This window comes from Pengzhenrongella sicca (assembly GCF_017569225.1).
Taxonomy (GTDB): domain Bacteria; phylum Actinomycetota; class Actinomycetes; order Actinomycetales; family Cellulomonadaceae; genus Pengzhenrongella; species Pengzhenrongella sicca.
The window spans coordinates 4,265,745-4,291,071 of sequence record NZ_CP071868.1; the positions used below are offsets into that span (position 1 = coordinate 4,265,745).

General features: G+C 72.9%; 25 protein-coding genes and 3 pseudogenes. 10 read left to right on the top strand and 18 right to left on the bottom strand.

Annotated features, from left to right (window positions below; all coding sequences use genetic code 11):
• Positions 1-105 precede the first annotated feature (105 nt).
• The gene (locus tag J4E96_RS19530) at positions 106-723 is read left to right on the top strand and encodes an FMN-binding negative transcriptional regulator (RefSeq protein ID WP_227425843.1); all 618 of its coding nucleotides are present in this window, start codon (positions 106-108) and stop codon (positions 721-723) included.
• 615 nt (positions 724-1,338) lie between these two features.
• Here the strand turns inward: J4E96_RS19530 and J4E96_RS19535 are convergent.
• From J4E96_RS19535 to J4E96_RS20240, 3 genes are all read right to left on the bottom strand, one after another.
• Positions 1,339-1,599, bottom strand: a complete 261-nt coding sequence (locus tag J4E96_RS19535) for a hypothetical protein (RefSeq protein WP_227423685.1) — start codon at positions 1,597-1,599, stop codon at positions 1,339-1,341.
• Between the two features lie 204 nt (positions 1,600-1,803).
• Positions 1,804-2,061, bottom strand: a complete 258-nt coding sequence (locus J4E96_RS19540; protein ID WP_227423686.1) for a hypothetical protein — start codon at positions 2,059-2,061, stop codon at positions 1,804-1,806.
• A gap of 156 nt (positions 2,062-2,217) precedes the next feature.
• On the bottom strand, positions 2,218-2,349 hold the full coding sequence (locus J4E96_RS20240) for a hypothetical protein (RefSeq protein ID WP_264466163.1): 132 nt from the start codon (positions 2,347-2,349) through the stop codon (positions 2,218-2,220).
• Positions 2,350-2,623: 274 nt separating this feature from the next.
• On the opposite strand from J4E96_RS20240, the pseudogene J4E96_RS20480 reads away from it, so the two are divergent.
• A pseudogene (locus J4E96_RS20480) lies at positions 2,624-3,544 on the top strand (pectinesterase family protein); the annotation flags it as partial.
• A 317-nt stretch (positions 3,545-3,861) separates the two neighbouring features.
• Here J4E96_RS20480 and J4E96_RS19550 read toward each other — a convergent pair.
• Positions 3,862-4,059 carry a hypothetical protein gene (locus J4E96_RS19550; RefSeq protein ID WP_227423687.1) on the bottom strand — a complete coding sequence of 66 codons (198 nt, stop codon included), beginning with the start codon at positions 4,057-4,059 and terminating at the stop codon, positions 3,862-3,864.
• Between J4E96_RS19550 and J4E96_RS20485 the strand changes: the two are divergent.
• A pseudogene (locus tag J4E96_RS20485) lies at positions 3,989-6,091 on the top strand (pectinesterase family protein); the annotation flags it as partial. The gene J4E96_RS19550 and the pseudogene J4E96_RS20485 overlap by 71 nt on opposite strands.
• A gap of 269 nt (positions 6,092-6,360) precedes the next feature.
• Here the strand turns inward: J4E96_RS20485 and J4E96_RS19560 are convergent.
• Positions 6,361-6,678 carry a hypothetical protein gene (locus J4E96_RS19560; RefSeq protein WP_227423688.1) on the bottom strand — a complete coding sequence of 106 codons (318 nt, stop codon included), beginning with the start codon at positions 6,676-6,678 and terminating at the stop codon, positions 6,361-6,363.
• On the opposite strand from J4E96_RS19560, the pseudogene J4E96_RS20490 reads away from it, so the two are divergent.
• Positions 6,620-7,126: pseudogene (locus tag J4E96_RS20490) on the top strand (pectinesterase family protein); the annotation flags it as partial. The gene J4E96_RS19560 and the pseudogene J4E96_RS20490 overlap by 59 nt on opposite strands.
• Before the next feature lie 28 nt (positions 7,127-7,154).
• The gene (locus J4E96_RS19570) at positions 7,155-10,313 is read left to right on the top strand and encodes a pectinesterase family protein (protein WP_227423689.1); all 3,159 of its coding nucleotides are present in this window, start codon (positions 7,155-7,157) and stop codon (positions 10,311-10,313) included.
• 170 nt (positions 10,314-10,483) lie between these two features.
• On the opposite strand, the gene gtfA is transcribed toward J4E96_RS19570, so the two are convergent.
• The 5 genes from gtfA to J4E96_RS19595 form a co-directional block, all read right to left on the bottom strand.
• The gene (gtfA, locus tag J4E96_RS19575; protein WP_227423690.1) at positions 10,484-11,959 is read right to left on the bottom strand and encodes a sucrose phosphorylase; all 1,476 of its coding nucleotides are present in this window, start codon (positions 11,957-11,959) and stop codon (positions 10,484-10,486) included.
• 71 nt (positions 11,960-12,030) lie between these two features.
• Entirely contained in the window at positions 12,031-12,978 is a 948-nt protein-coding gene (locus J4E96_RS19580) for an alpha/beta hydrolase (RefSeq protein WP_319637715.1), read from the bottom strand.
• Between the two features lie 8 nt (positions 12,979-12,986).
• A complete protein-coding gene (locus J4E96_RS19585; protein ID WP_227423692.1) occupies positions 12,987-13,811 on the bottom strand; it encodes a carbohydrate ABC transporter permease in 825 nt (274 codons plus the stop codon).
• Positions 13,811-14,770 carry a carbohydrate ABC transporter permease gene (locus J4E96_RS19590; protein WP_227423693.1) on the bottom strand — a complete coding sequence of 320 codons (960 nt, stop codon included), beginning with the start codon at positions 14,768-14,770 and terminating at the stop codon, positions 13,811-13,813. Before J4E96_RS19590 ends, J4E96_RS19585 begins: the two co-directional genes overlap by 1 nt.
• A 1-nt stretch (position 14,771) precedes the next feature.
• Complete coding sequence (locus tag J4E96_RS19595; RefSeq protein WP_227423694.1) at positions 14,772-16,145, bottom strand: ABC transporter substrate-binding protein; 1,374 nt, start codon at positions 16,143-16,145, stop codon at positions 14,772-14,774.
• A gap of 212 nt (positions 16,146-16,357) precedes the next feature.
• Between J4E96_RS19595 and J4E96_RS19600 the strand changes: the two genes are divergently transcribed.
• A complete protein-coding gene (locus tag J4E96_RS19600) occupies positions 16,358-17,410 on the top strand; it encodes a LacI family DNA-binding transcriptional regulator (protein WP_227423695.1) in 1,053 nt (350 codons plus the stop codon).
• A 34-nt stretch (positions 17,411-17,444) separates the two neighbouring features.
• Here the strand turns inward: J4E96_RS19600 and J4E96_RS19605 are convergent, their stop codons facing one another.
• The 3 genes from J4E96_RS19605 to J4E96_RS19615 all read right to left on the bottom strand — a co-directional run bounded on the left by J4E96_RS19605 (position 17,445) and on the right by J4E96_RS19615 (position 19,018).
• Positions 17,445-17,861: a transferase gene (locus J4E96_RS19605; RefSeq protein ID WP_227423696.1), complete on the bottom strand. Its 417-nt coding sequence runs from the start codon at positions 17,859-17,861 to the stop codon at positions 17,445-17,447.
• A gap of 521 nt (positions 17,862-18,382) precedes the next feature.
• Positions 18,383-18,679, bottom strand: coding sequence for a LuxR C-terminal-related transcriptional regulator (locus tag J4E96_RS19610; RefSeq protein ID WP_227423697.1), 297 nt, complete (start codon positions 18,677-18,679; stop codon positions 18,383-18,385).
• A 12-nt stretch (positions 18,680-18,691) separates the two neighbouring features.
• Positions 18,692-19,018: a hypothetical protein gene (locus J4E96_RS19615; protein WP_227423698.1), complete on the bottom strand. Its 327-nt coding sequence runs from the start codon at positions 19,016-19,018 to the stop codon at positions 18,692-18,694.
• Positions 19,019-19,294: 276 nt separating this feature from the next.
• Between J4E96_RS19615 and J4E96_RS19620 the strand changes: the two genes are divergently transcribed.
• The gene (locus tag J4E96_RS19620; protein ID WP_227423699.1) at positions 19,295-19,501 is read left to right on the top strand and encodes a hypothetical protein; all 207 of its coding nucleotides are present in this window, start codon (positions 19,295-19,297) and stop codon (positions 19,499-19,501) included.
• A gap of 21 nt (positions 19,502-19,522) precedes the next feature.
• Here the strand turns inward: J4E96_RS19620 and J4E96_RS19625 are convergent, their stop codons facing one another.
• Entirely contained in the window at positions 19,523-20,569 is a 1,047-nt protein-coding gene (locus J4E96_RS19625) for an asparagine synthase-related protein (RefSeq protein WP_227423700.1), read from the bottom strand.
• A gap of 125 nt (positions 20,570-20,694) precedes the next feature.
• The gene (locus J4E96_RS19630; RefSeq protein WP_227423701.1) at positions 20,695-20,847 is read right to left on the bottom strand and encodes a lasso RiPP family leader peptide-containing protein; all 153 of its coding nucleotides are present in this window, start codon (positions 20,845-20,847) and stop codon (positions 20,695-20,697) included.
• A gap of 99 nt (positions 20,848-20,946) precedes the next feature.
• On the opposite strand from J4E96_RS19630, the gene J4E96_RS20285 reads away from it, so the two are divergent.
• Positions 20,947-21,078, top strand: a complete 132-nt coding sequence (locus J4E96_RS20285; RefSeq protein ID WP_264466173.1) for a hypothetical protein — start codon at positions 20,947-20,949, stop codon at positions 21,076-21,078.
• Positions 21,075-22,469: a lasso peptide biosynthesis B2 protein gene (locus J4E96_RS19635; protein WP_227423702.1), complete on the top strand. Its 1,395-nt coding sequence runs from the start codon at positions 21,075-21,077 to the stop codon at positions 22,467-22,469. Before J4E96_RS20285 ends, J4E96_RS19635 begins: the two co-directional genes overlap by 4 nt.
• A 56-nt stretch (positions 22,470-22,525) precedes the next feature.
• Here the strand turns inward: J4E96_RS19635 and J4E96_RS19640 are convergent, their stop codons facing one another.
• Positions 22,526-22,813: a PqqD family protein gene (locus tag J4E96_RS19640; RefSeq protein WP_227423703.1), complete on the bottom strand. Its 288-nt coding sequence runs from the start codon at positions 22,811-22,813 to the stop codon at positions 22,526-22,528.
• A gap of 320 nt (positions 22,814-23,133) precedes the next feature.
• Here J4E96_RS19640 and J4E96_RS19645 point away from each other — a divergent pair, with 320 nt between their 5' ends.
• Positions 23,134-23,976 carry a hypothetical protein gene (locus J4E96_RS19645; RefSeq protein WP_227423704.1) on the top strand — a complete coding sequence of 281 codons (843 nt, stop codon included), beginning with the start codon at positions 23,134-23,136 and terminating at the stop codon, positions 23,974-23,976.
• Positions 23,977-24,006: 30 nt separating this feature from the next.
• Here the strand turns inward: J4E96_RS19645 and J4E96_RS19650 are convergent, their stop codons facing one another.
• Positions 24,007-24,204, bottom strand: coding sequence for a lasso RiPP family leader peptide-containing protein (locus J4E96_RS19650; RefSeq protein ID WP_227423705.1), 198 nt, complete (start codon positions 24,202-24,204; stop codon positions 24,007-24,009).
• Positions 24,205-24,255: 51 nt separating this feature from the next.
• A complete protein-coding gene (locus tag J4E96_RS19655) occupies positions 24,256-25,233 on the bottom strand; it encodes a pirin family protein (protein WP_227423706.1) in 978 nt (325 codons plus the stop codon).
• Positions 25,234-25,327: the final 94 nt, after the last annotated feature.

Sequence of the window (25,327 nt, forward strand, 5' to 3'; positions counted from 1 at the left end):
TCGTTATCATCTATGACTGGGCTGCCCGGGCACGGGGTGACGTGGCCGTCGCGGGCGTTCCCCGTCGGCGACGTCGGCGGCGCTGCGTTTGGCATGCTTGCGGGCATGCGACACACCCCCCGCTTCGTCGTCGACGACGTCCTCGAGGTCAAGCGCCTGATACGCGAGAACCCCTGGGCGACCTTCGTCTCGAACACCGCGAAAGGGTTGGTCGCCTCGCACTATCCGGCGATCCTCGAGGAGGGCCCGGGCGACGAGATCAGCATCGTGAGCCATTTCGGGCGCCCCGACGAGCAGGCGCACGAGCTGGGCCAGCACGAGGTGCTCGTCATCATCCAAGGCCCGCACGGATACATCTCGCCCCACTGGTACCCGGCGGGGCAGCTGATCCCCACCTGGAACCACGTCACGGCCGACCTGTGGGGAACTCCCGAGATCCTCTCGGACAGCGAGAACTTCCGGGTCCTCGGGGAGCTGGTCGACACCTTCGAGTCCCGCATGCCGCATCCCGTGAGCTTGCGGACCGATGAGGAGGCCTCCCGCGGCGCCGCCCGGGGCACGGTCGGCCTGCGCCTGCGGGTCACCCGTTTCGACGCCCGCCTCAAGCTCAGCCAGAACAAGCCGCCCGAGGTCGTCGATCGCATCGTCGACGAGCTGACTCACGGCGAGCACTACGCGAACCCGGCGCTGGCTCGCGAGATGCGGCGCGTCCGCGGGCGATAGCCAGGCGATCCGCCCCGGTGCGGGGTCGCCGTCTTCTCGCTGGCGTGCGTCACCGAGACATCCAGCGGGTGGCGCCGCGCGCAGCCCCGGGTGAAAGCGCTTACCTCTTTCGGATGAAAGACTCATTTCGGGCGTACGAGCGGCCCTACGTTTGTCCTGACTCGCGTGCTAGCACGAGGTCGGGGCGCGCCCCGACAGACCGGCGCAGGTGGGTTCCGCCCCTCCTTTCCCCTCGTCTGGAGACCCGATGCGCGCCCCGAGCTCCCCCGGTCCTGCCTCCCGCCCGCGGCTCGCTGCGGTCGGGAGGCGGCTCGTCGCCCTCCTCCTGGTGTCGGTCGTCGCACTGACGACGTTCGCCCTGGGGGCGCTGCCCGCCTCCGCTGCGTCCGCGCCGTCGACCCCGAGCGGGACGAAGGCCACGTTCTACGGCCGCGTGGGCACCGCGCTCGCGTGGTCCAAGGTCTCCTCGAGCGGTCTGACCGGGTACGACGTCTACCGGCTGGCGACGTCTGCGGAGAAGCCGAGCGCCGCGAACCGCATCGCGCAGCTACCTAGCACCGCCTTGAGCTACACCGACACGTCCACGGCGGCCGCCGCCGCGGGGACCAAGGTGTACTACGCGATCGACGCAGCCGTCGGCACCCTGCTGTCGAAGCCCTCTGGCGTCCTGACGGTCACCACGACCGACAAGGCCGCGCCGGCGACGCCGAGCAGCCTCGCGGGCAAGGCGTCCAGCGCGGGCGTCGTCCTCACGTGGAAGGCCCAGACCGAGCCCGACCTCGCGGGCTGGAGGGTCGTCTCCGGACCGTCGTCGTCCGGGCCTTGGAGTGCCGGGACCGCCGTCACCGTGAGCAGCACGCCCTCATGGACGGACACCGCCGCCTCCGCCGGCGCCAAGACCTACTACCGGGTCACCGCCTTGGACCACGCCGGCAACAGCTCCTCCTACGCCTCGACCTCCGCCACCCGTCCGGCCGACGGGACCGTCCCTACCCCGGCTGGGGTGAAGGTCGTCGCCGCAGCCGGCAACGCCGGCGCCGTCGTCTCCTGGACCGCCAACCCGTCCGGCGTCACCAAGGGTTACGCAGTCGAGCGCGCCGCCGCGCAGGCTGGCCCGTACGCCGTCGTCACCCCCGCCACCGTCACGACCACCTCGTGGACCGACGGCACCGCCCCCGCCGGCGCCACCTCCTGGTATCGCGTGCGCGCCGTCGACGGCGGCGGTGCCACCTCGCAGCCGAGCGCCGTCGTGTCCCTCGCGCTGCCCGCCGACACCACGCCGCCGAACGCCCCCACGTCGCCGGTCGTCAAGGTCGCGACCGGCGGCCTCCAGGTCACCTGGACCGCCCCGTCGGCCGCCGACCTCGCCGGCTTCCGCGTGCTCAAGCGCATCGAGGCCGCCGACGGCACCCGCACCTACCAGCCGTTCCTCGACCTCGGCGCGACCGTGAAGACCTTCACGGACGCCGCGGCCACGGAGGGCACCGTCACCTACTACCGGGTGTACGCGATCGACCGGGCGGGCAACAGCTCGACGTACCTGTCCGTCACCGGCACCAACCCCATGGTCAAGCCGGCCACGCCGACGGGCCTGAAGGCCGCCACCGGCGCCGCCGTCCAGGGCATCCGCCTCACATGGAGCGCCAACAAGGAGGCGGACCTGGCCGGCTACGTGGTGTGGCGGGCGACGACGAGCAGCGGCGCCTACAGCCGCCTCGCCACGGTGACCGCCGCCGCGGCGGGTACCGTCCCGACCTTCGCCGACGTGAGCGCCCCGCAGGGCTCCGCCCGGTACTACAAGATCACCGCGGTCGACCTCGTCGGGAACGTCTCGTCCCTGACTGGCGCCGTGAGCGGGACCTCGCAGACCCCCGCCCAGCCGCTGCCCATCGCCTACAAGATGCTCTTCGTCTCCGCCGACGGCGCCGGTGGCGCGTTCGCCACGATCGCCGCCGCGCTCGCCACGATCCCGGCAACGAACCTCGAGCCGACGCTCGTGAGCATCGCGCCCGGCACGTACCGCGAGCAGCTGACCGTCACGCAGCCGCACGTCACCCTGGCCGGGACGACGGGCAACCCCGCAGACGTCGTCATCAGCTCGGCCGTGGCCTCGGGCACCACGGTGCCCGGCGCCGGCACGGACCCGGACACCGGGCTGCCCGAGACCTACGGCACCGCGGGCAGCGCCAGCGTCACCGTGACGGACACCGCGACGGACGTGACGTTCCGCGACCTCACGATCGAGAACGCGTTCGACGAGGCCGGGCACCCCGAGATCACCTCGAGGCAGGCCGTCGCGCTAGCCGTCCTCGGGGACCGCTTCCTCGGCCAGCACGTCCGCCTGCTCGGCAACCAAGACACCCTCCTGGCCGACACCCCCCGGGCCACCGCCCGCGTGCGCCAGTACTACGTCGACTCGTACATCGAGGGTGACGTGGACTACGTGTTTGGCGGCGCCACCGCGGTGTTCGAGCGCACCACCTTCCGCTCCCTGACCCGCGGCTCGAAGACGAACAACGGGTACGTCACCGCGGCGAGCACAAACACCGGCAGCAAGTACGGCTTCCTCATCACCGGCAGCCGGATCGTCTCCGACGCCCCGGCCGGCACCGTCAGCCTGGGCCGCCCCTGGCACCCTGACGGCGACGCGTCCGCCGTCGCGTCGGTGGTCGTGCGGGACACGATCCTGAGCGCGGCGGTCAAAGCCGCCCCGTGGACGGACATGACGACCGCGGGCACGCTGTTCTCCTGGAAGGACGCCCGGTTCTCCGAGTACCACAACACCGGAGCCGGAGCCCTCGTCGGCGCACCCACGGCGGACCGCCCGCAGCTCACCGACTCCGCCGCGGCCAACGCCACGGTCGCCAAGTACCTCGCCGGCTCGGACGGCTGGGCCCCCGTGGTCACGACCGTCGACACGGTCCCTACCGCCCCCACCGGCCTGACGACGACGGGCGGGTTCGAGCAGGTCACGCTGACCTGGGCCGAGTCCGGCGAGACGGACCTGGCCGGGTACCGCGTCTACCGAGCTGTCGGCACCGAGGTCACGCCCTCGGCGACCACCCTGGTCAGCGGGGCGGAGCCGGTGCTGAACCCGTCCTTCACGGACACGGGCGTCGCCGACGGCGTCACGTACGCCTACGTGGTGACCGCCGTGGACTTCGCCGGCCACGAGTCGGCCGCTTCCACGGTCGTCACCGGCGCCCCCGACGTCACGCAGGCCGACGTCGTCGTGGCCGCGGACGGCAGCGGCGACGCCACGACCCTGACGGCGGCGCTCGCCTCGATCCCGGCCGGCCGCATCGGCCGCGTCGTGATCCTGGTCCAGCCCGGCACCTACCGCGAGTACCCGGTGATCAGCCGGTCCGACGTCGTCGTCGTCGGCGCGACGGGCGACGCCCGGGACGTCGTGTTCACCGGCGACCACGCCGCGGGCACGCCCACGGGCGCGACGAACGCCGACGGCACCCCGGCGACGTACGGCACGTCGGGCAGCGCGACCGTCCTCGTCTCCGGCGACCGCGTCGAGGTCCGGGACGTCACCGTCGAGAACGCGTACCGCGAGGGCACCTACGCCAACGGCCAAGCCGTGGCGCTGCGCTCGACCGGTGACCGCCTCGTGTTCAGCGGTGTCCGGCTGCTCGGCAACCAGGACACCCTCTACGCCAACTCACCCAACGTGAGCACGCCGTCGCGCCAGTACTTCGTGGACTGCTACATCGAGGGCGACGTCGACTTCCTGTTCGGGCGCGCCACCGCCGTCTTCGACCGTTGCACGCTCAACGCGCTCGACCACGGCACGACCCCCAACGGCGCGCTCACCGCCGCGAGCACCCAGAAGACCCAGGCGTACGGCTTCCTGATCACGAACAGCCGGGTCGTCGGGTCCGCGCCGGACGGCTCGCAGAACCTCGGCCGCCCCTGGCAGCCAGGCATCAAGCAGGACGACGACACGTCGGTGGCGGACACGAACGCCCTCGGTCAGGTCCTGGTCCGCAACTCCTGGCTCGGCCCGGTGGTGAGCACCACCTCCACCTGGACGAACATGACCAACAGCGGCGTGGTGACCGACTGGCACACCGCGCGGTTCGCGGAGTACGGCAACTCCGGCCCGGGCTCCGCCTTGGGCGGGGAGCGCCCGCAGCTGTCCGACGCGGAGGCAGCCACCCACACCGCGCAGACGTACCTGGCCGGCACGGACGGCTGGGACCCGACGACTCCGGCCCCCGCCGACGTCGCCCCGGCGACGCCGACCGGGGTGACCGCGGCCGGCGACGACGCGAAGGCGACGCTGGCCTGGGCCGAGTCCGTCGAGCCCGACGTCACCGGGTACCGCGTCTACCGTGCCGAGGGCACCTCGGTCCCCGTCGACGAGGCGCACCTGGTCGCGAGCCCAGCCAAGGCGCTCGTCGTGGACACCGCCGTGACCAACGGGACCACCTACGCCTACGCCGTCGTCGCGGTGGACGCCGCCGGGCACGCCTCGGCGCCGACCGGCCCCGTCACCGTGACGCCCGCACCGGCACCCCTGGTCGCGGATGTCGTCGTGGCCGCGGACGGGTCCGGCGACGCCACGACTCTCGCCGCCGGTCTGGCGAAGGCCCCCACCGGCACCGCGCTCGACCCCGCGGTCGTCGTGGTCAAGGCGGGCACGTACCGCGAGGTCGTCCAGGTGGCCAAGCCGTGGACGACAATCGTCGGGGCAACCGGCGACGCCGCAGACGTGGTCCTCACCTTCGACAACGCCAACGGCACGACGAAGAGCGCAGCCACCTGCCCGGCGGTCTCCACCGCCACCTGCGGCACCGGCGGCAGCGCGAGCGTGTGGGTCAGCGCGTCCAACGTGAGCGTCCGCGACCTCACGATCAGCAACACGTTCGACCCGGTCACCAACCCGGCCCTCTCGCCGCAGGCGGTCGCGCTGCGGGCCACCGGTGACCGCCAGGTCTACGAGAACGTGCGGGTGCTGGGCCAGCAGGACACCCTGCTGGCCGACGGCGCCGGCGCGGTCGGCCCGCCGTACGTGCGCCAGTACTTCGTGCACAGCTACATCGAGGGGACGGTCGACTTCATCTTCGGTCGCGCCACCGCGGTGTTCGACCGCTCGACGATCGCCGCGGCGGCCCGCAGCGGCGGGACGGTCTTCGCGCCGAGCACCGCCGCCCAGAACCCGAACGGGTACCTCGTCGTCGACAGCCGCCTGGTCAGCGCCAACGACCCGGGCCGCTTCGCGCTGGGCCGGCCATGGCGCGGCTGGTCCGACGCCACGCAGGTGGACGACTCACGCGGCAAGACCGTCATCGCGCACTCCTGGATCGGCGACGGCTTCACCGTCGACCAGCCGTGGATCGACTTCACAGGCGGGCTGTCCTGGACCGCCGGGCGGTTCTTCGAGTACGCCAACACCGGCCCGGGCGCCACGGTCAACGCCAACCGCCCGCAGCTGACCGACGCGCAGGGCGCCCAGACGACGGCGCAGGCCTGGCTGGCCGGCACCGACGGCTGGAACCCGGTCCGCGCGGCCGACCCGGACGCCGCACCGGCTGCTCCGGTCCGCGTGACGGGCGGCGCCGGCGACGGCACCGCCTCGCTGACGTGGGCGGAGGCCGTCGAGGCGGACGTCGTCGGCTACCAGGTCTACCGGGCCGCAGGGCCGGCCGGGACCACCGTGCCACTCGACACCGCGCACCGCGTGACGGCGTCGCCGCTGACGAAGCAGGGCTTCGCGCAGGCGGGGCTCACCAACGCCACCGCGTACACGTTCGTCGTGACGGCGGTCGACGCCCCGGGGCACGAGTCCGCCGCCTCCGCGGCCGTTACGCTGACGCCGGCCGTCCACATCGACCTCACGGTCGCCGCCGACGGGTCCGGGGATTTCACGACCCTGCAGGCGGCCGTGGACTCCGTCACCACCGGCGCGGCGACGACCACGGTCATCGCCGTCGACGCCGGCACCTACGCCGGTGCGACCGTGGTACCGGCGGGCAAGAACATCGCCGTCCTCGGCGCCACCGGGGACCCGGCCGACGTCGTCCTCACCAACGGCACGGCGACCGCTACCCTCGCGGTGGCGGCCACCGGCTTCACCGCCTCCGGCCTCACCCTGGAGAACACGACCGCCTCGGGTGCCGCGCCCGCCCTGTCCATGACCGGGGACAAGGTCGTGGTCCGCAACGCGGTCCTGCGGGCCCGCAACCGCACGGTCTTCGCCGACACCCCCAGCTACACCATCAGCGCCCGCCAGGTGCTCGACCACGTGCAGCTGTCCGGCAACGCCGACCTGGTGCTGGGCCGGGCGACACTCGTCGTGAACGCCAGCACCGTCACGGTCGGCGCGGCCAACGGCGCCGCCTTCACCCCGAGCACCGCCGGCACGTTCAAGGGCTTCCTCGTGGTGGACAGCACCGTCACCACGGCGGCCGGCGTCACCGGTGCCTACCTGGGCCGCCCGTACCGCGCCTGGGCCGACCTTCACCCCGCGGTCCGTCGGCCAGGTCGTGGTCCGGGAGACCGAGCTCGGCGCCGGCCTACGCACCGCGACCCCGTGGGGCACCGGCCCGGCGGGCGAACCCTGGACCCTCGGCCGAATGGCCGAGTTCGCGAACACCGGCGCCGGGGCGACCGTGAACGACGCCCGGCCGCAGCTCACGCCCGCCGAGTCGGTCACCACGACCGTGACGGACTGGCTGGGCGAGGGCAGCTGGTACCCGGCCGTCGCGGCCCGGCCCACCCCGGCCGATGTCACCGCCCCGGCGGTGCCCACCGGGCTCGTGGCCGCCGGCCTCGATGCCAGCCTCACCCTCGGCTGGGACGAGGGCACGGAGCCGGACCTGGCCGGCTACCGCGTGTACCGCTCGGCCACGGCGCCCGTCGCCGTCGGACCGACGACGAAGGTCGGCGCCACGGTGCGCCCGACCTTCATCGACACCGGCCTGACCGCTGGGACGGCCTACTCGTACGCCGTCGTCGCGGTCGACGCGGCGGGCAACGTCTCGGCGCCTGCCACCGTGACCGCCACCCCGGCGGACCAGGTGGCCCCGGCGGCGCCCACCGGCGTCACCGGGACGGGCGCCGACAGCCGAGCCGTCCTGACCTGGGCCGCGAGCCCCGAGACCGACCTGGCCGGGTACCGCGTGTACTCCGCCGGCGAGGCCACGCCGCTGACCGCCGCGCTGCTCACGGCGCCGGAGTACAGCCGGCTCGGTCTCACCAACGGGGTGCCCGCCGGCTTCGAGGTCACCGCGGTCGACGTGTTCGGCAACGAGTCCGCGCGCTCCGCGGCCGTGACGGTGACGCCTGTCGCCGGCGACAACGAGGCCCCGGCCGCGCCCAACGCGGCGCGTGCCGTGCTGGGCAAGGGCTCGGTGACGGTCACCTGGGCCGCGGTCCCGGACGTCGACGTCGTCGGGTACGACGTCTGGCGCTCCACCGCGGGCGGCGACTTCACCAAGGTCACCACGACCCGCGTGACGGGCACCTCGTGGACCGACACCACGACGGCGGTCGGCACCGCCTACCGCTGGGTGGTCACCGCAGTGGATGCCACGGGCAACGTGTCCGACAGCTCGGCCGCGACCGGCGCCACGCCGGTGGCCGTCGACGTCGTGGTCGCCGCGGACGGCAGCGGGGACTTCACGACCGTGCAGGCCGCGATCGACTCCCTGCAGAACAACACCTCTTTCCCGGCCCCCGGGAAGACCATCCTGGTCAAGCCCGGCACCTACGTCGGCACCGTCAGCGCGTCTCTGGGCGCGGACGGGGTCACGAGGGGCAACCGGTACGGCGTCAACATCGTGGGCGCCACGAGCAACCCGGCCGACGTGGTCCTCACCGCGTCCGGTACCGCGGCGGGCGGCACCGTGACCATCAGCGGCGACCGCTGGTCGCTGCGCAACCTCACGGTCGCCAACACCAACGCGGCGGGCTCCGGCACCTACCAGATCGCGCTGGACGTCAAGAGCGGGGACAAGCACGTCTTCACGAACGTCCGCTTCCTGGGCGACTACCGCACGCTGAACCTCAGCACGGCGAACACCACGACCTACAGCCGCAGCTACTTCCGCGACGTCTACGTCGAGGGCGGCTCGGACATGGTGTTCGGCCGGGCGGTGGCCGTGTTCGACCGCAGCACGTTCCACGTGCTCAACCGGGGCGGCGCCGCCGTCTTCGGATCGACCATTGCCGCGGGCAGCGCGTTCGGGTTCCTGCTGACGGACTCGACCGTCCTGACCGACGGCGCCGCGAGCACCGTCTTTCTGTCCCGGCCGTACAACGTAACCACCTCCCAGGTGGTCGTGCGGTCCACGGAGCTGGGCGCCGGCGTCACCGTCGCGCAGCCATGGAAGGACTGGAGCACCACGCTGACCTGGAACCAGGCGCGGATCTCCGAGTACCGGAACACCGGCGCGGGGGCGGCGATCCCCACGCCGGCCACGCGCCCCCAGCTGTCCGACGCCGACGCCTACCGGTACACCAAGTGGACGTACCTGGCCGGGGCCGACGGCTGGAACCCGACGGGCGAGTCCGCCCCGGCGGTCCCGACCGACACGGCGGCGCCGACGGCTCCCGCGGCGCTCACGATCGCGGCGGGCGCCGGCGAGGCGGCCCTGGACTGGACCGACAGTGCGGACGCCGACCTGGCGGGCTACGCGGTATACCGCGCGGTCTCGGCGGCCGGACCCTGGGCGCGGCTCACGTCCGCCGTGCTCACGTCCTCGGCGTTCACCGACACCACCATGACGATCGGGTCCGAGGTCCAGTACCGGGTCGTCGCGGTCGACACGGCCGGCAACGAGTCCGCGCCGGCCACCGCGGCCGCCACGGTCACCACGCCGCCGTCAACAACCCGGCCGCTCACGGTCTTCGTCGCGGGCGACTCCACGGCGGCCACGTACGACACGAGCGACGCCCCGCGGGCGGGCTGGGGGCAGGGCCTGGCCCCGTTCCTCACGGCGAACGCCCGGCTCGTGAACTACGCGCAGTCCGGCGCCAGCACCAAGAGCTACATCGACGCCGGCCTGCTCGACCGGATCCTGGCCGAGATCAAGCCGGGCGACGTCCTGCTCGTCTCGTTCGGGCACAACGACGAGAAGACCGACGACCCGAACCGCGGGACGCTCGCTTGGTCGACGTTCAGCCAGAACCTGCAGAAGTTCGTCGACGGGGCGCGGGCCAAGGGCGCAACCCCGGTGCTGGTCACGCCGGTGGAGCGGCGGCAGTTCAGTGGCGGGCACGCCGTGGCCACGCACGGCGACTACCCGGCGGCCATGCGGGCGCTGGCGACGGCTCAGGGCGTCCCGCTGATCGACCTCCAGGCGCTGAGCCTGGCCCGGTTCGACGCGCTCGGGGCCACCGGGACGGTGGACTGTTTCCTCCAGCTCTCGGCCGGCCAGTACCCGAACTACCCGTCGGGGGTCACCGACAACACCCACTTCCAAGCCCGGGGCGCCCTCGAGCTCGGTCGGATGGTGCTGACGGCGGTGCAGCAGCAGGGAATCCTGCCGACGGGTGGGGATTACGTGCAGCATCTCTCGGACACGGGGCTGGACCCGGTGACGGCCCTGGTCTGGCCGGCCAAGCGCCCGGTCTGACCGACGCCGCTGCCGGTCACCCCGGGACGGGGAGGTGAACGACGACCGACCTGATCAGTGCGCTGGGCAAGGACGTAATCCCGCCGCAGCCCACCCGGTGCCTGTGGGCGCGGAATCCGGCCCGACCGGGCCGACCGGCCCCGTAGCCCTGGCGATCCCCGTCGGCAGACTCACCGACCGGGCTGACTGGCCAGCACGACGACCTGGCCGCCGTCGTCGTCGGTGCTGGTCACCGAGTACGACGCGTCGGCGACGTCGAAGGAGAGTTCGGCGCGGTGGGCGCCCGCGGTCCACGTGAGCCAGGCCCGGGTGGCCTGCACGACCCACGAGAACGAGCCGTCGAAGGCGGGGTGCGCGGCGCGCAGCCGAAGCGCCTCGAGCTGGTCGCGCACCGCGGGCCGGTCGAGATCGCTGGTGACCTCGGCCGGCGTGTAGACGTGGCGGTTGACGTCCCGACCGACGCCCGTGCGCGCGAGCAGCTCCATGTCGTTGGCTCCCGCGAGCAGCCCCACGTAGTACACCTGCGGAACGCCCGGGACGAAGAGCTGGATCACGCGGGCGAGGACGTAGCGACGGTCGTCGCGGGCGAGCGCGTCGTAGAAGGTGCAGTTGACCTGGTAGAGATCCAGGTTCGATGCCGCCACCCCGGTCGCCAGGCGAGAGGCGCCGCCGCTGTTGGCATGAATCGCCTCGACGAGGGCGTCGATCTGGCCGGGCGTGAGCAGGCCCGGCTCTCCCGGACGCAGGGCCGAGGGGCCGACGTCGACGATCCCGATGCCGTCGTGCGTGTCGAGAACGGTCATCGCGTTCGCCGGCCGGATCTGCAGCCAGTGATCCAGGGGCCCGAGGTCCTGCGCGGTCAGGGCGTGCAGCACGAGCGGCGGCAGCGCGAAGTCGTACACGTAGTCGACCGTGCGGGCGATGTCGATCTGCTGGGTGTGGTGGCCGTGGACCTCGACCAGCACCGTCGCGCCGCGCGCGTGCGCCCGCTGCACGATCCGCCGGGTGTACTCGTCGGTGGCGGGCGTCATGAAGCAGTTCGTGCCCGGCTCCTTCCCGGTGTACCCGACGGCGTCCAGCCGCAGCTGGGTGACCCCGCCGGCGACGAGCGCGTCCACCACCGAGTCCAGGTACTCCCAGGACTCGGCCGTGCGCAGGTCGAGGTCGACCTGGTCCGCGGTGAACGTCGTCCAGACGAGGCGCACCTCGTCGCCGAGCGTCATCGCGGTGAACGGCAAACCCGGCCGGGGGCGGTAGATGCGGGCCAGGTCGGCCTCGGTCGCCCCGGCCGGGAAGATCGACGAGAGCGTGAGGAACATCGGCGACCACGGTGACGCCTCGCCATGGGCGCGAACGTCGCGGAACTGCTCGGACTGCACCGAGATGTGGTTGACGATCACGTCGGCCACCACGGTCCGGCCCTGGGCGAGGGCGCGGACGTCGGCCCACGTGCCCAGCCGCGGGTCGACGGCGCAGTGGTCGCGGGGGTCGAACCCGGCGTCCACGCCGTCGAAGGGGAGAAAGAAGGGCAGTAGGTGCACCCCGCCGAACGCTCCGGCGAGCGGCCCGTCGAGCAGGGCGGTCACTCCGGCGACGCTTCCGGCGAGGCGGTCCGCGTAGGCGATCAGCTGGGGGCGGTTGTTCACGGGCGGGGCTCCGTCGGGGTGGGGTGCGGGTAAGGGGTCAGCGGGTGGCGAGGGTGTCGGCAGTGCGCGGATCAGATGACGGTGCGGGACAGCAACCGTTGGAGCCAGTCGGCACGGGTGGATCGGGCCGCCAGGGACAGCAGGGCCGACGGCACGAGCCCGTCGAAACCGTGGCAGCCGCCCGGCCAGACGTGCAGCTCGGCGTCGGCCCCGTCGGCCCACAGCCGGGCCGCGTACTGCACGCACTCGTCGCGGAACGTCTCGGCCGAGCCGACGTCGAGGAACGCCGGCGGCAGGTCGCGCAGGGAGCCGGCGCGGGACGCAGACGCATACCCCGGCGTGTCCGGTCCTCCCGCCTGGCCGTCCAGGTAGGCGCCCCAGCCGGTCGCGTTGGCGTCCCGGTCCCACGACCCGAGCCCGGCCATCTGACGCCCGGAGGGGCTGTCGTTGCGATCGTCCAGCATCGGGCAGACGAGCAGCTGGCCGAGCAGGCGCGGGCCCCCGCGGTCGCGCGCGAGCAGGGCGAGGCACGCCGCGAGGCCGCCGCCCGCGCTCACCCCGGTCACGACGACCCGGCCCGGGTCGAGACCGAGCTCCGCCGCCTCCGCGACGAGCCACACGAGCGCCGCGTAGGCATCCTCGATGGCCGCCGGGTAGGGATCCTCCGGCGCGAGCCGGTACTCGACCGACGCGACGGCCCAGCCGGGAGCGACGTCCAGGGCGGCGTCGACGTCGTCGGTCACGGCGCCGACGACGAAGCCCCCGCCGTGCAGATGGAGCAGGACGGGGACCGGGCCGGTGACGTGCGCCGGCCGCAGGATCATGACCCGCACCCCGCCGGCCGGCCCCGGCGCCCGGTGCTCGCTCACCGTGCACCCCGCGTGCGCCGCGACCGGCCGGATGTCGGGCGGAGCGGCGCGATCCCGCAGCGCGGCGATCTCGTGCGGGTGGAGCGAGGTCACCACGAGCTCCGCCTGATCGACGAGGGCCGCGGCGATCTCGGCGTCGAACGCAGGCACGCGAGCGCTCATCCCTTGACCGCTCCCTGCAGCAGCGCGGAGACGAACTTCCGCTGAAAGATCAGGAACACGATCAGGGTGGGCGTGAGGATGAGCAGCGACCCCGCGCACAGCAGCGGGATGTCCGTGCCGTACTGGCCCTGGAATGCGCCGAGGGCGCCGGCCATCGTGCGCTTGGTCGCGTCGTCCACGAGCACCACCGCCAGGAGGAACTGGTTCCACGTCCACAGGAAAAGCAGGATCGCGAGCGACGACAGGGCCGGCATCGACAGCGGCAGGTGGATCTTCGTGAACAGCTTCCAGGTGTTGGCTCCGTCCATCCGCGCGGCCTCGGACAGGTCCTGCGGCATGTTCACGAAGTGCGCCCGCATCCACATCACGGCAAACGGCATGTAGAGGCCGATCAGCGGCAGGATGATCGCCCACCGGATGTTGAGTAGGCCGAAGTCACGCATCTGGAAGTACAGCGGCACGATGACGCCCTGGAACGGCAGGGTCAGCCCGAGCAGGAAGGCCACGAAGATCGCGCGGCTTCCCGGCGGGCGCAGGTGGCCGAGCGCGAAGCCGGCGAGCGTGGAGATGAACAGGGAGATCGGGACGACGCCGAGCACGATCAGCGCGCTCGACCACAGCAGCTGCCCCATCTTCGCGGACTGGAAGGCGGTCGCGAAGTTCTCCCAGTGCAGCGTCTCGGGCAGTTCGAGCCCCGACGGGTAGCTGCCCGCCGGGTGCAACGCCGTGACGAGGAGAGTGATGAACGGGATGATCGTCACGATCATGAGCAGGACGAGCAGGCCGTTGCCGATCCACTTCTCGCGGCGAGCGATGATCATCAGTCGGCGTCCCTCGTCAGTCGTTGGATCGGCCAGATGATCGCGAGCACCAGCACCATGAAGGCCACGGCGAGCGCGGACGCCTGCCCGATCTCGCGGCTGAAGAAGGCCAGGTAGTAGATCTCGAGGCCCGGCACGAGCGTGCTGTTGCCGGGGCCGCCCTGCGTCGAGATGTAGATGATGTCGAAGCTCGCGAGCGCGGCGATCACGGTGACCGACACGCACACCCCGATCTCCTGCTTCAGGCTCGGCAGGGTGATGGAGAAGAACTCGCGGATCGCCCCCGCGCCGTCGATGCGCGCCGCCTCGAAGAGCGCGGGGTCGATCTTCGTCATGCCTGCGAGCAGCAGGAGCATGCACAGCCCGAGCGCGACCCACGCGCCGATGACCCCGACGGCCGGCAACGCGGCGTCGAAGTCGCCGAGCCACGGCCTCGCCAGCGCGCCGAGCCCGACCGCGCGGAGCGTCTGGTTGATCACGCCGTCCGAGGCCATGAGCCAGGTCCACATGATGCCCGCGGCCACGAGCGGGATGACTTGGGGCAGGAAGAGCACGGTGCGGGAGACGACGGCCAGCCGGCTCATCGCGAACTTGCGGATCGTCGCCGCGGTGAACAGCCCGAGGATCACCGGCACGAACGAGAAGTAGATGATGAGCTCGAGGGCGTTGAAGATCGACCCGAGCATCTCGTCGTCGTGCAGGAGGCGGGTGTAGTTGTCCCACCCGACCCACGTCGCCTCGGTCACGCCGTTCCAGTCGTAGAACGAGTACTGGAACGTCAGGGCGAGCGGCCGCAGGACGAACACGCCGTAGAACAGGGCCGCCGGCACGATGAGAGCCAGCGCGACCCACCCGCGGCGCAGGCGCCGCACCCGGAGGGCGCGGCGCCTGGCCTGCAGGCTGGTCGTGGAGCTCTCGACCGTCTCGCGGCGACCCGACGTCCCGGTCGTCGCAGTCATGTCAGCCGCCGATCTGCTCTTCGTAGTCGGCCTGCACGTCGGTCAGGAGGCCCGCGGGTGTCTGCTGACCCGCGGCAAGCTTCTGCAGCTCCGGCGTCCAGCTCTTCGCATAGATCTCGCCGGTCGCGTTGGCGATGAACTCCATCGCGCCGTCGTCCTCGCCGATGGTCGTCCCGGCGGCGAGGGTCGCCGAGGTGACGGAGTTCGCGTCGACCTCAGGCATGAACGCGTCCGACGGCCCCATGGGGCGCGAGCCGCCGATCTCGACGCCGATCGTGCGTGCCTCCTCGTTCGTCGCGACCCAGTCGAGGAAGAACGCGGCGCAGTCGGGGTGCTCCGCCGTCGCGGCGATGCCGTAGGTCAGCGGCGCGGACATCGCGCCGACCTCCCCGCCCTCCTCGACGGGCGGGAGCAGGAAGAAGCCGACGTTCGCCGGCATCTGGGTGTCGAGGTTCCCCGACTCCCAGTCACCGTTGAACATCAGCAGGGACTCGCCGGCGACGAACCGGCTCATCATCGTGGAGTAGTCGAGCGAGTTGATGTCGTCGGCGAAGTAGCCCGCCTTGATCCACCCGTCCAGGTGCTCCGCGGCCAGCAGGGTCTCGGGGGTGTCGATCGTCGCGTCGGGTTGCTGGAACGTCCACGCGTTGATCTCGGCCGGATCTCCGTAGGAGGCCATCAGGGCTTGCAGCGGGAAGGCCAGGCCGCCCGTGGCTCCCCCGTTGAACTGCGCCATCGGCGTGATGCCGGCGTCCTTCGCCTTCTGCAGGTAGCCGTCCAGCTCGGCGAGGGTCGTCGGCGCCTCGGTCATGCCGATCTGCGCGGCCAGGTCCAGGTTGTAGAACACGCCGGTCATCGACTGGTTCAGGCCCATCGCGTACAGCGGGCCGTCGCCCCGGCGGCCCTCGTCGTCGACGCGCATCTGGGACAGCTGCGACGCGGGCCACTGGTCCCACCCGAACGCGGTCGCGTACGAGTCGAGGTTCAACAGGAGCCCGTCGGTCGCGAGGTCGGAGACCTGGGGCAGGCGCATGAGGTCCGGCGGGTCGTCGGCCAGAACGCGCGGCGCGTTCTGGGTGATGACCGCGAACTGGTCCTCCCGGATGTCGAAGGTGACGTTCGGGTACTGCTTCGTGAACTCTTCGCTGAGAGACTTGGGCAGCGGGAAGCCCGTCTCGATGTAGGTGCTCAGGACGACGGGATCCGACCCGCACGTGGGTGCGGCGCCGGAGGCGCTGGTGCTGCCCGCCGTCGGGTCCTGGTCGTCAGACGTGGTCTCGCCGGGTGTGCTGCACGCGGCGGCGGTCATGATGCTCGCGAGGCACAGGGACGCCGCGATCGCGGTGCGCCGGTTCCTCTCGCTGGCTCGAGACAACGGTGTCTCCCTCTCGTCGAAGCGCATCCGGTTCGGAATCCGGATGATTGCTAAATCGTCTTAGCATGGTGAATACTGACCATCGGACGGGCGTCGTGTCAAGGGGTGCCGGGCGACCCAGGACGGTCATGGTGGCACCGCAACCGTCGCGAACCCGCGCGCCGCGCGGGCAGCGCAGACGTCTAGGATCCCTAGGCGACGAGAGGAGTCCGGTGGGCCGCAGACGGGTGACCCTGGCGGACGTCGCGCAGGCCGCGGGCGTCTCGTCGCCGACCGCCTCCCTCGTCCTGTCGGGGCGCGGCGACGAGCTCCGCATCTCGCAGGCGGTCCAGGAGCGGGTGCGCAGCACGGCGTCGGACCTGGCGTACCGGCCGAACATCGTGTCGGTCGGCCTGCGCAAGGGCAAGACGCGCACCCTGGGCCTGGTGTCCGACACCGTGGCGACCTCGCAGCTGGCGGGCGACATGATCAAGGGCGCCATCGGCGCCGCCCGCGAGCACGGCTTCATGCTCTTCATCGGCGAGACCGAGGGCGACCTGCAGATCGAGGGCGCGCTGCTCGAGGCGATGCACGACCGCCAGGTCGACGGCATCATCCTGACGTCGATGTTCACCCAGACGCGGCCGGTGCCGGCCCTGCTGGACCGGGTGCCGACGGTCCTCCTCAACGCGCTCGCGGCCGGTCCCACCAACGCGCCGGCGGTCGTGCCGGACGAGATCGAGGCCGGCCGGTCCGCCGCGCGCCTGCTGCTGGCGGCCGGTCACCGCGAGATCCACCTCATCGGCGCCGGCCCCGAGCCGACCGACATGCCCCCGGGCACCGTTGCCGGGGTCGAGCGGTTGGCCGGCATCCGCGAGGAGCTGCGCGCCGCGGGGCTGCGACCCGCATCGGGACGCCGGCTCGACAGCTGGTTACCGCCGGACGGCTGGCGGGCGACGCGCGAGCTGCTCGCGGCGCACCCGCACCCCCATGCGATCATCTGCTTCAACGACCGCCTGGCGTTCGGGGCCTACCAGGCGCTGCACGAAGCGGGGCTCACCATCCCCGTCGACGTCTCGGTGGTGTCGTTCGACAACTACGCGCTCGCCGAGTGGCTCCGCCCGGGCCTGTCGTCGTTCGCCATCCCGCACGAGCAGCTCGGGCGGCGCGCGGTCGAGCTGCTCATCCAGACGGTCCGTGACGGCGTCGCGACGGCACCCGGCCAGGTGCACCGGTACCCCCTGCCCCTGTACTCGCGGGGATCGGTGGCGCCGAGCCGGGCGTGACGGCGGCTCGCGGGCGTTGCGCCGCGAGCGGGGGTTAGGCCGCGAGCGGGAGGTCGGTGCGGCCTGCGGAGGCCCGGCGCGGGACGACGGCACGGTCGGGCACGACGGCGTCGGGCAGCACCCGCGCCCCGCGGCCGATCACGACGTCGGCGCCGACGCGCGCGCCGGTGCCGATCCGCGTGCCGCTCTCGGCCCGCGTGCGCCGTCCGAGGTGCACGTTCCGCGCGACGACGACGTCGGTACCGACGATCACGTCGTGGTCCAGCCAGCTGCCGGCACCGATCCGCGAGCGGTTGCCCACCCGCGCGCCGGCCTCGACATACGCGGTCGCGGCGACCGCCGCCCCCTCGTGCACCCGGGCCTGCGGCGAGACCAGCCCGCCGCCGTTGGGGTGGCGCTCGTACCGCACGACGCGCCCGTCGTCGTCCTCGAACTCGATCGTCGCTGCCATGCTTCCCTTCTCTCACCACGGTTCGGTTGGGTTGACATAACACCGGAGCGGGTTCCGTGATTCCGGCGCGCCGAGCAGGCCAAGGTCAGGGCCATGCACTTCGTGCCGGGGAGCGAGGACGACGACGGGCAGGCGTGGCGACGGCGCGTGGTGCCGGACAACGAGCGCCGACACCCGGGACGGCGGGGACCTCGACACGGGCGGCATCCAGATGCCGTTGCTCCAGCCGCGCGGTGGCGGCGGCGGGGGCAGGGAGAACGAGCAGACCTACTGGTTGACGCCGGTGCCGGAGGGCGACCTGATCGTCGTCGTCGCCTCGGTGCCTCTCGCGCTCGCGAAGGGGCGGGTCGTCGTCGCGGCGCAGACCCTCGCCGCGGCGGCGGCACGCAGCGGGCCGCTGTGGCCGCGGGAGCCCGACCCCCCGTACGACCAGTTCCCCGGGCCGCGCCCGGAGGTGCCGCCCGGCGGCTGGTTCGAGCGGGCGCTCGGCCCCGCGGCCGGGGCCGGCCAGTTGCTGGCCGCTAGTAGATCCCGAGCCGGCGCGCGCGCTGCACCGCCTGTGCCCGGCCGCCGACCTCGAGCTTGCGGTACATCGAGCGCAGGTGGGTCTTGACGGTGTTCACGCTGATGACGTGCGCGTCGGCGATCTCGGTGAGCGTCAGGACGGAGGGGAGGTCGCGCAGGATCGTGAGCTCGCGGTTCGTGAGCGACAGGGACCTGCCGGCGGTGTCGCGCGCCGCGAGTGTGACCGCGACGGCGTTGGCGAACGGCTCGAGATGCCCAAGCCGACCGTGCGCGCCGAGCAGGAGTTCGGGCACCTCGAGGCCGGCCTAGAGGAACGGCCGGACGGGGTGCAGCGGCATCGCTTCCTCCAACGCCTGCCGCAGCGCGTCGTCGGCGGCAACCCGCTGGCCCCGGCGCGCGGCCGTCTCGGCCAGCACCAGCCAGGCGGCGGTCCGCGTCGTGACCGCCCAGCTGCGCTTGCGGTCGGCGAGCGCGGCGTGGAGCCGGGGCACCGCCGTCGGCGAGTGCGCGTTCACGACGGACTCGATCAGGTCGGCCTCGAGGCAGTCGGTGCTCGAGATGCGGAAGATGCCCGGCGGGGTGCCGGTGATGTACGGGCCTGTGATCGACCAGGCGCCCCTCGCGCTAGACATGATCGCCCACCCCTACCTGCCCCGGTCGCGATCGCATTCAACCGCTGGTTCGGGCGCGAGACCTTCCACGCCGGCGGGTTCGTCGCCGCCGGCCGGGCCTGGCTGGCGCCGTCGTCACCGACGGGACCGTCGCCTTCCGCGGTCCGCGGTGCCTCGACCTGCGCGAGCCGCCGTCGTTCGCTGCCCTGCACCTCACTTCCTCTCGGCAGGGCACGAGGCTGGGGCTGCGGCTGCCACCTCGGTCCGACGCGGTGCCGATCGGGGGGTGGTTGTTCCTTGGGTGGTCGTCCGCACTCGCCGCCCGTCGGATCCCCGCGCGACCTCCTCGCCCGGCTCGCGGCGCTGCGGTCCTGGCGCGAGCACCCCTCTGATCCCGCGATGCTGCTCGCCCTCGCCGCCCTGGCGGCGTGGGACCTCACCCGGCCGCAGGACTGGACCGCTCTGGACGCCGTCGTCGACCTGATCGGGGCGACCGTGCGATGACGACGGCCGAGCTGGAGCGGATCAGCTCGCGTGCCTGCCCTGAGCGGTGAGCCAGAGCTGTTGGGCCAGCAGCGCGGTCACGGCGGGGATCGGCCAGCTTGACCACACGCGTCGCAGCGCTTGCACGTCGACGTACCGATCATCGACTCCGGTGAAGTCCCCCGACTGAACGAACTGCCGAGTCGGTTCCCTGAAGAACACTTCGTTGAAGCGCGCCTTGGGCCGCGCGGCGAAGACCTCCGGCGCGATCTGACTCGCGGCGATCGCCTCGAGCAGCTGGGGCCGCCGCGGCCCCGTCGCGCCGAAGGCGTGCGCCAGTGACTGGACGAAGCCGGGGTCCAGGATCGGGTGCCGCAGCTCGACATCGACGTCAGCCGCGATGGCGTCGAGGCTTGAGAGGGTCATCACCATGGCTCGGCGGGCCGCGTGCCAGGCGACGCGGCGGTCAAACCGCTGCGGCTGAACCCGCCTCTCGTTCAGGTATGCCCCCAGGACGCGTCGGGCCGCGTGCGGGTGCAACCACGGGAACGGCGCCGAGCCGCGCCGCACCGAGACCCACGAGCGCACCCCGACCGGAACGACGTCCTCCGTCAGCACTCGCCTCAGGCTCCGACCTGGGCGCGTCGGCCACCCCATGAGCACCTGGTCTCCGCCGGCACCGGTGAGCAGCGACCCGCCCGTGGCCCGTTCGAGGAGGGGCAGGTGCAGGTGCGCGTTCGCCGGGTAGACGACGCCGTGCGCGCGCAGCACCCGCTGCGCAACCGGACCGAGAAGGTCGAGCTCGTCGGTCGCGTCCAGCCGCACCCAGTCGGGCAGCCCGAGCGCCGTGACCACCGTCTCCTGCGACGGCGACTCGAAGGCTTCGGGGGCGTCCGGGAAGCGCCAGGTGCAGGGCACCGGCAGCTCCAGGCCCTCCCGGCGGGCGACGCGGGTAGCCACCGCGAGGACGAACGACGAATCGAGCCCACCGGAAAAACTCACCAGGCAGGGCGCCCTGCGCAACGCCGGCAGCACCGCGAGCTCGAGCGCGGCGAGCGGCGATTGCGGCTCCAGGAGACCGTCCGGCAAGATCTCTCGAACGGGCAGGCCCAGGCGTTGCTTCCACGGTCGTGGGGCCTCAGCAACCACTCCAGACGCGACCTCAAGTGCCGTCAGCGTGATCACAAGGGAGGTGAGTTCCGAGGTTCGCCCGCTCAGCCGGGGATACCTGAGGGATCCTGGAGGTCGAGTCCATCAGATTGATCGAAGCCAAACCCCTGGGTGAGTTCTGCCAGGGTGCCCAGGCGGTCGAGACGCGGCGGCTCGTAGTCGGGGACGTGCGGGGACGGGTGGTCGGTCGTCTGCATCAGGATCTTCCTTCCAGGGCACATCCACCGAAAGAGCGATCCGAAAAGCGTACTGCCTAGGTCACACCACTGGACAGGGGTCGCCGGTAGCCTGGATCGATGCCCGACCGGCCAGGACAGCCCGCCTACGGTCCGACCTTCTACGCCCTCCCTCGGGTCGAGGAGGTCCTCGCCGGGCCAGCGGCCGCGCTGGACGCCGTCGTCGACCTGATCGGGGCGACCGTCCCATGACGGCGGCCGACCGCGCGCCCGTGAGCATCCTCGAGGCGGCGCGTTGCCTCGCGCTCGACCAGGCGGCCGCGGCGGCGAGCGCCGCGCTGACGGAGCGCGACATCCGCAGCGTGCTGCTCAAGGGCTCCGGCCTCGCCGAGCGCCTGTACCCCGACCCGAGCCGGCGCGCGTACCTCGACGTCGACCTGCTCGTCGCGCCGGCGGACTTCGACCGGACCCAGCAGGTCCTGCGCGACCTCGGATACACGGACCTGACCGCCGGCATGCGGGCGGACGAGCTGCTCTGGTACGAGCGGCAGTGGCGGCCGCCGGGCGACGGGTGGCTCACGATCGACCTGCACCGCGGCTTCGCGGGCGTCGGCGACCCGGACGCGTTCTGGCGGGAGCTCCGGTCGGGGGCGCAGCAGCGCACGCTCGCGGGCGGAGTCGTGGCGGTGCCCGACGCCGCCGGCTGCGCGCTCGTCGTCGCCCTGCACGCGGCCGCGCCCGGCTACGGGGACAAGGCCGCGCAGGATCTCGCGGCCGCGCTCGCGGTGCTGCCCGCGCCAGTGTGGACGGCCGCGGCGAGCCTCGCCCGCGCCGCGGCGGCCGAGCAGTCGTTCGCCGAGGGGCTCCGGCAGACCGCCGACGGCGCGGCGGTGGCGGCGTCGCTCGGGCTCGCGAGCTCCAGTTCTCCCGTCACCATCCTGACGGCGCACCGCGTGGAGCCCTCCGCGCTGTCCCTCGCTCACCTCGTCGCTCTGCGGGGCGCCCGGGCGAGGTCCGTGCACGTGGCACGCCGGCTGGTGCCGTCCGCCGCCGCGATGCGCCGCTCGAGCGCGCTGGCCAACCGGGGCCGTCCCGGCCTCGCGGCGGCGTACCTGCTGCGGATCGGCAATCTCGCCGCCCGCGCCCCGGCGGCGGCGCGCGAGCTGCACCAGGTCCGCCAGGCGCGCGCGGCCGGGTCGACAGCACCCGGGCCGACGGCGCCCGCGGCGCAGCTCCCGACGCTCGGCGACGGCCTCCGGATCGTCCGCCGGCTGACCTGGGCCGAGGCACGCACCTGCGGCTGGGCGCTGTGGGCGCTCCTGCGGGTGCGGCGCGCGCTCCGCCGCGGTCCGCTCATCGACGTCGAGGTCGCACCGCCTCCGCGGGGGACACGGCGGGAGCTGCGCGCGGCGCAGGCCGTGCTGCGCCGGACTCGCGCGTCGTGCCTGGAACGCTCGCTGCTCCTGCAGCGCTGGTACGCGCGGCACGGGGTCGCGTGCGACCTGGTGATCGGGGTGACGGCCCCGGGCTCGGGCTTTCACGCCCACGCGTGGCTCGAGGGCGAGGGACTCCCGGCGGCGCGGGTCGTCGGCACGGAGCTGCTCCGGCGGCCGACGCCGGAACGCTGGCTCGCGGGGTCCTGAGGCAGCCGCCCGCCCGGACCGCTGCGAGCGAATCCCGAGCTCAGAACCTCAGCGGGTCAGGACGTCAACAGCCCGTACGACCCGAGCTCGGTGAGGAACGCATCGACGTCGGCGGACGCCCGCTCGGCGGGTGCGCCGCTCGCCACGAGCATGCCGACGAGGTCGCGCCGGGTCGCGCCCGCGGCCAGTCGCTTCCACAGCAGCACGCCGGTCGGGTTCAGCCCGTAGTACACCGAGTCCTCGAGGTCGAGCACGACCGCCTCGTCGTCCGTCTGGCGCCACGCGACCCGATCGCCGACCACCTGGTAGGTCCGGCCGTCGGGGTTCGACTCCGTGCTGGTCATCTCCTGCTCCTCTCATCAGCGGACAGCCAGAGCTGTTGGGCCAGGCCGGCAGTGCGGAACGGGATCGGCCAGACCGACCACACGCGGCGAAGCGCGCCCTGGGGCAATTCCGCCAACGTCCCGAGGCGATCGGCGCGCGGCGGCTGGTACCGCACCGCAGGAGACAGAGACCGCTCGGTGCCTGGCATCGGGAGCCCCTTTCAGAGGCGTTCGCCGGAACCGATCGAAAAAGCGTACCGCCGCACACAGCCACCTGGACAGCACCGTCGATCGCGCCGGCCCGCGGTCCCTCACCCGTGGATCACCGCTACCCTGGGTCGGTGCCCGAACGGCTCGGACAATCCGCCTACGGCCTGACCTTTCGCGGCCTGCCTCGCCTCGAGGAGCTCTCGCTCGCTCCGACGCCCGCCACGGGGCCCGAGGTCACGATCGGCGTCGACCCCGACCGCGCGCACACGCCGGCGGCTAGCAAGCTCGACGATGACGGCGGGGTCGCGGAGCTCGCGGACGGCCGGGTGCTCGCGGTCGACCGCCAGGCGGCCACCGCGACGTTCTTCGGGCCGCCGCTCGAGCTGGACATGATCGCGCACCCCTACCTGTCCCCGGTCGCGATCGCGTTCAGCCGCTGGTCCGGGCGTGAGGTCTTCCACGCCGGCGGGTTCGTCTCCGCCGGGCGGGCCTGGATAGTCCTCGGCCCACGGACAGCCGGCAAGAGCACGCTGCTCGCGGCCCTCGCCGCCCGCGGGGTCGACGTGCTGAGCGACGACGTCGTCGTCACCGACGGGGCCGTCGTGTTCCAGGGCCCGCGGTGCATCGACCTGCGCGAAGCTCCGCCGTCGAGCTCCCGGCACCCGACACACTCGCTGCACCTCACGCGCGCGCGGCAGGACACGCGGCTGCGCATGACGCTGCCGGACCGGGCTGACCCGGTGCCGGTCGGGGGATGGCTGTACCTGCAGTGGGCACCCGCGGTCGCAGCGACGCGCATCGCGGCGCGGGACCTCCTCGCCCGGCTCGCCGTGGGGCGCATCGCTCGGTTCAGCCCCTCCGATCCCGCGACCCTGCTCGCCCTCGCCGCGCTGCCGGCGTGGGACCTCGCTCGACCCCGGGACTGGTCGGCACTCGACGACGTCGTGGACCTGATCGGGGCGACCCTCCGCTGACGGCGGCGCCGGGCGTGGGTACCGAAGAACTCAGGGGATGCCGGACGGCAGGGTCAAACTGGGGGCCTCGCGCTCGAGGACGCCGCGGGTTCCCTGGGTGAGCTCGGCCAGGGTTCCCAGCCGGTCGACGCGCGGGCTTTCGTAGGCGTTCCTCGGCAGGTGGTGAGGCGAGAGTGCGTCATGAGGCGACAGGTCGTCACGAGGCGGAAGATCGTCCGGGTGCATCATCAAGTCCCTCCTCCTGAGAATGATCCGAAAATCGTACCGCCGATGCGCCAATCACCGCCGCGGGCGCAACCGCCCGTTCGGCAGCTCCGGGGCGGGCAGCGGCGGGCCGTCGAACCCGTCGACCTGGCCGAACCGGTCGGAGCCGCCCACCAAGCCCGCCTGCCATTGCGCTCGCGCGGCCACGATCTCCTCGTGGCTGCGCCCGACGAAGTTCCACCACATGACGATCTCCGCGCCGAACGGGACGCCGCCGATCAGGATGAGCCGCGCGTCGTCGTCGGCCCCGGCCTCGAGGCCGATCTCGGCCCGGCCCGGCGGCAGGTACGCGAGCGACGACGGCGCAACCGCGGTCCCGTCGATCCGGAGCGTGCCGCGGTCGACCAGCACGGCGTGCTCGAACGTGGAGTCGACCGGCAGGACGGCGCGCGACCCGCGGGGTAGGTCGACCTGTGCGCCGACGCTCGGGGTGAACGTCGTCGCGGGCGAGCGCACGCCGGCGAGCTCGCCGACGAGCAGCCGGACCCGCGCGCCCGGGAGCTCCAGGACCGGCAGGTCGCCGTGATGTTCGAAGGCCGGCGCGCCGTGGCGGGCCGACTCGGGGAGCGCGATCCAGAGCTGGACGCCGTGCAGCAGCGGCGAGCGGACCGGCGGGGACTGCTCGGAGTGCGAAATCCCCGCGCCGGCGGTCATGAGGTTGAGCTCGCCGGGGCGCACGAGGGCCGCCGACCCGATGCTGTCGTGGTGCTGCACCTCGCCCTCGAACAGCCAGCTCACGGTCTGCAGGCCCGTGTGGGGGTGCGGGGGGACCTGCATGCCCGCCGACGCCGTGACGTCCGCGGGGCCGTAGTGGTCGAGGAAGCACCACGCGCCGACCATGCTGCGATCGCGCTGCGGCAGCGTCCGTCGCACGGACATCGCGCGCGGGCCGCCCAGCGGGACGTCACGCGGTTCGAGGATCTCGAGCCCGCCAGCGGGCGCCCCACCCGACGCGCACACCCGCTCATCCGGTCGGGCCTCGAGGTTGCTCATCGGCGCGTCCCCAGCGTGTCGGCTACCGCACCCCGGGCGAGGGGCGCCTACCCTGGAACCAGCGAAGGCCCCTCGGAGTAAGCGTCCGAGGGGC

Bases quoted from the DNA above. Each gene is read 5' to 3' on its own strand.
- J4E96_RS19530 (WP_227425843.1), top strand. From the start codon at position 106: ATGCGACACACCCCCCGCTTCGTCGTCGACGACGTCCTCGAGGTCAAG.
- J4E96_RS20240 (WP_264466163.1), bottom strand. From the start codon at position 2,349: ATGCCCTGGACGGCGGCGCCGGTGGCGGCCTTCAGGCCCGTCGGCGTG.
- J4E96_RS19585 (WP_227423692.1), bottom strand. From the start codon at position 13,811: ATGATCATCGCTCGCCGCGAGAAGTGGATCGGCAACGGCCTGCTCGTC.
- J4E96_RS19590 (WP_227423693.1), bottom strand. From the start codon at position 14,770: ATGACTGCGACGACCGGGACGTCGGGTCGCCGCGAGACGGTCGAGAGC.
- J4E96_RS19605 (WP_227423696.1), bottom strand. From the start codon at position 17,861: ATGGCAGCGACGATCGAGTTCGAGGACGACGACGGGCGCGTCGTGCGG.
- J4E96_RS19615 (WP_227423698.1), bottom strand. From the start codon at position 19,018: ATGTCTAGCGCGAGGGGCGCCTGGTCGATCACAGGCCCGTACATCACC.
- J4E96_RS19630 (WP_227423701.1), bottom strand. From the start codon at position 20,847: ATGCAGACGACCGACCACCCGTCCCCGCACGTCCCCGACTACGAGCCG.
- J4E96_RS20285 (WP_264466173.1), top strand. From the start codon at position 20,947: ATGCCCGACCGGCCAGGACAGCCCGCCTACGGTCCGACCTTCTACGCC.
- J4E96_RS19635 (WP_227423702.1), top strand. From the start codon at position 21,075: ATGACGGCGGCCGACCGCGCGCCCGTGAGCATCCTCGAGGCGGCGCGT.
- J4E96_RS19640 (WP_227423703.1), bottom strand. From the start codon at position 22,813: ATGACCAGCACGGAGTCGAACCCCGACGGCCGGACCTACCAGGTGGTC.
- J4E96_RS19650 (WP_227423705.1), bottom strand. From the start codon at position 24,204: ATGATGCACCCGGACGATCTTCCGCCTCGTGACGACCTGTCGCCTCAT.
- J4E96_RS19655 (WP_227423706.1), bottom strand. From the start codon at position 25,233: ATGAGCAACCTCGAGGCCCGACCGGATGAGCGGGTGTGCGCGTCGGGT.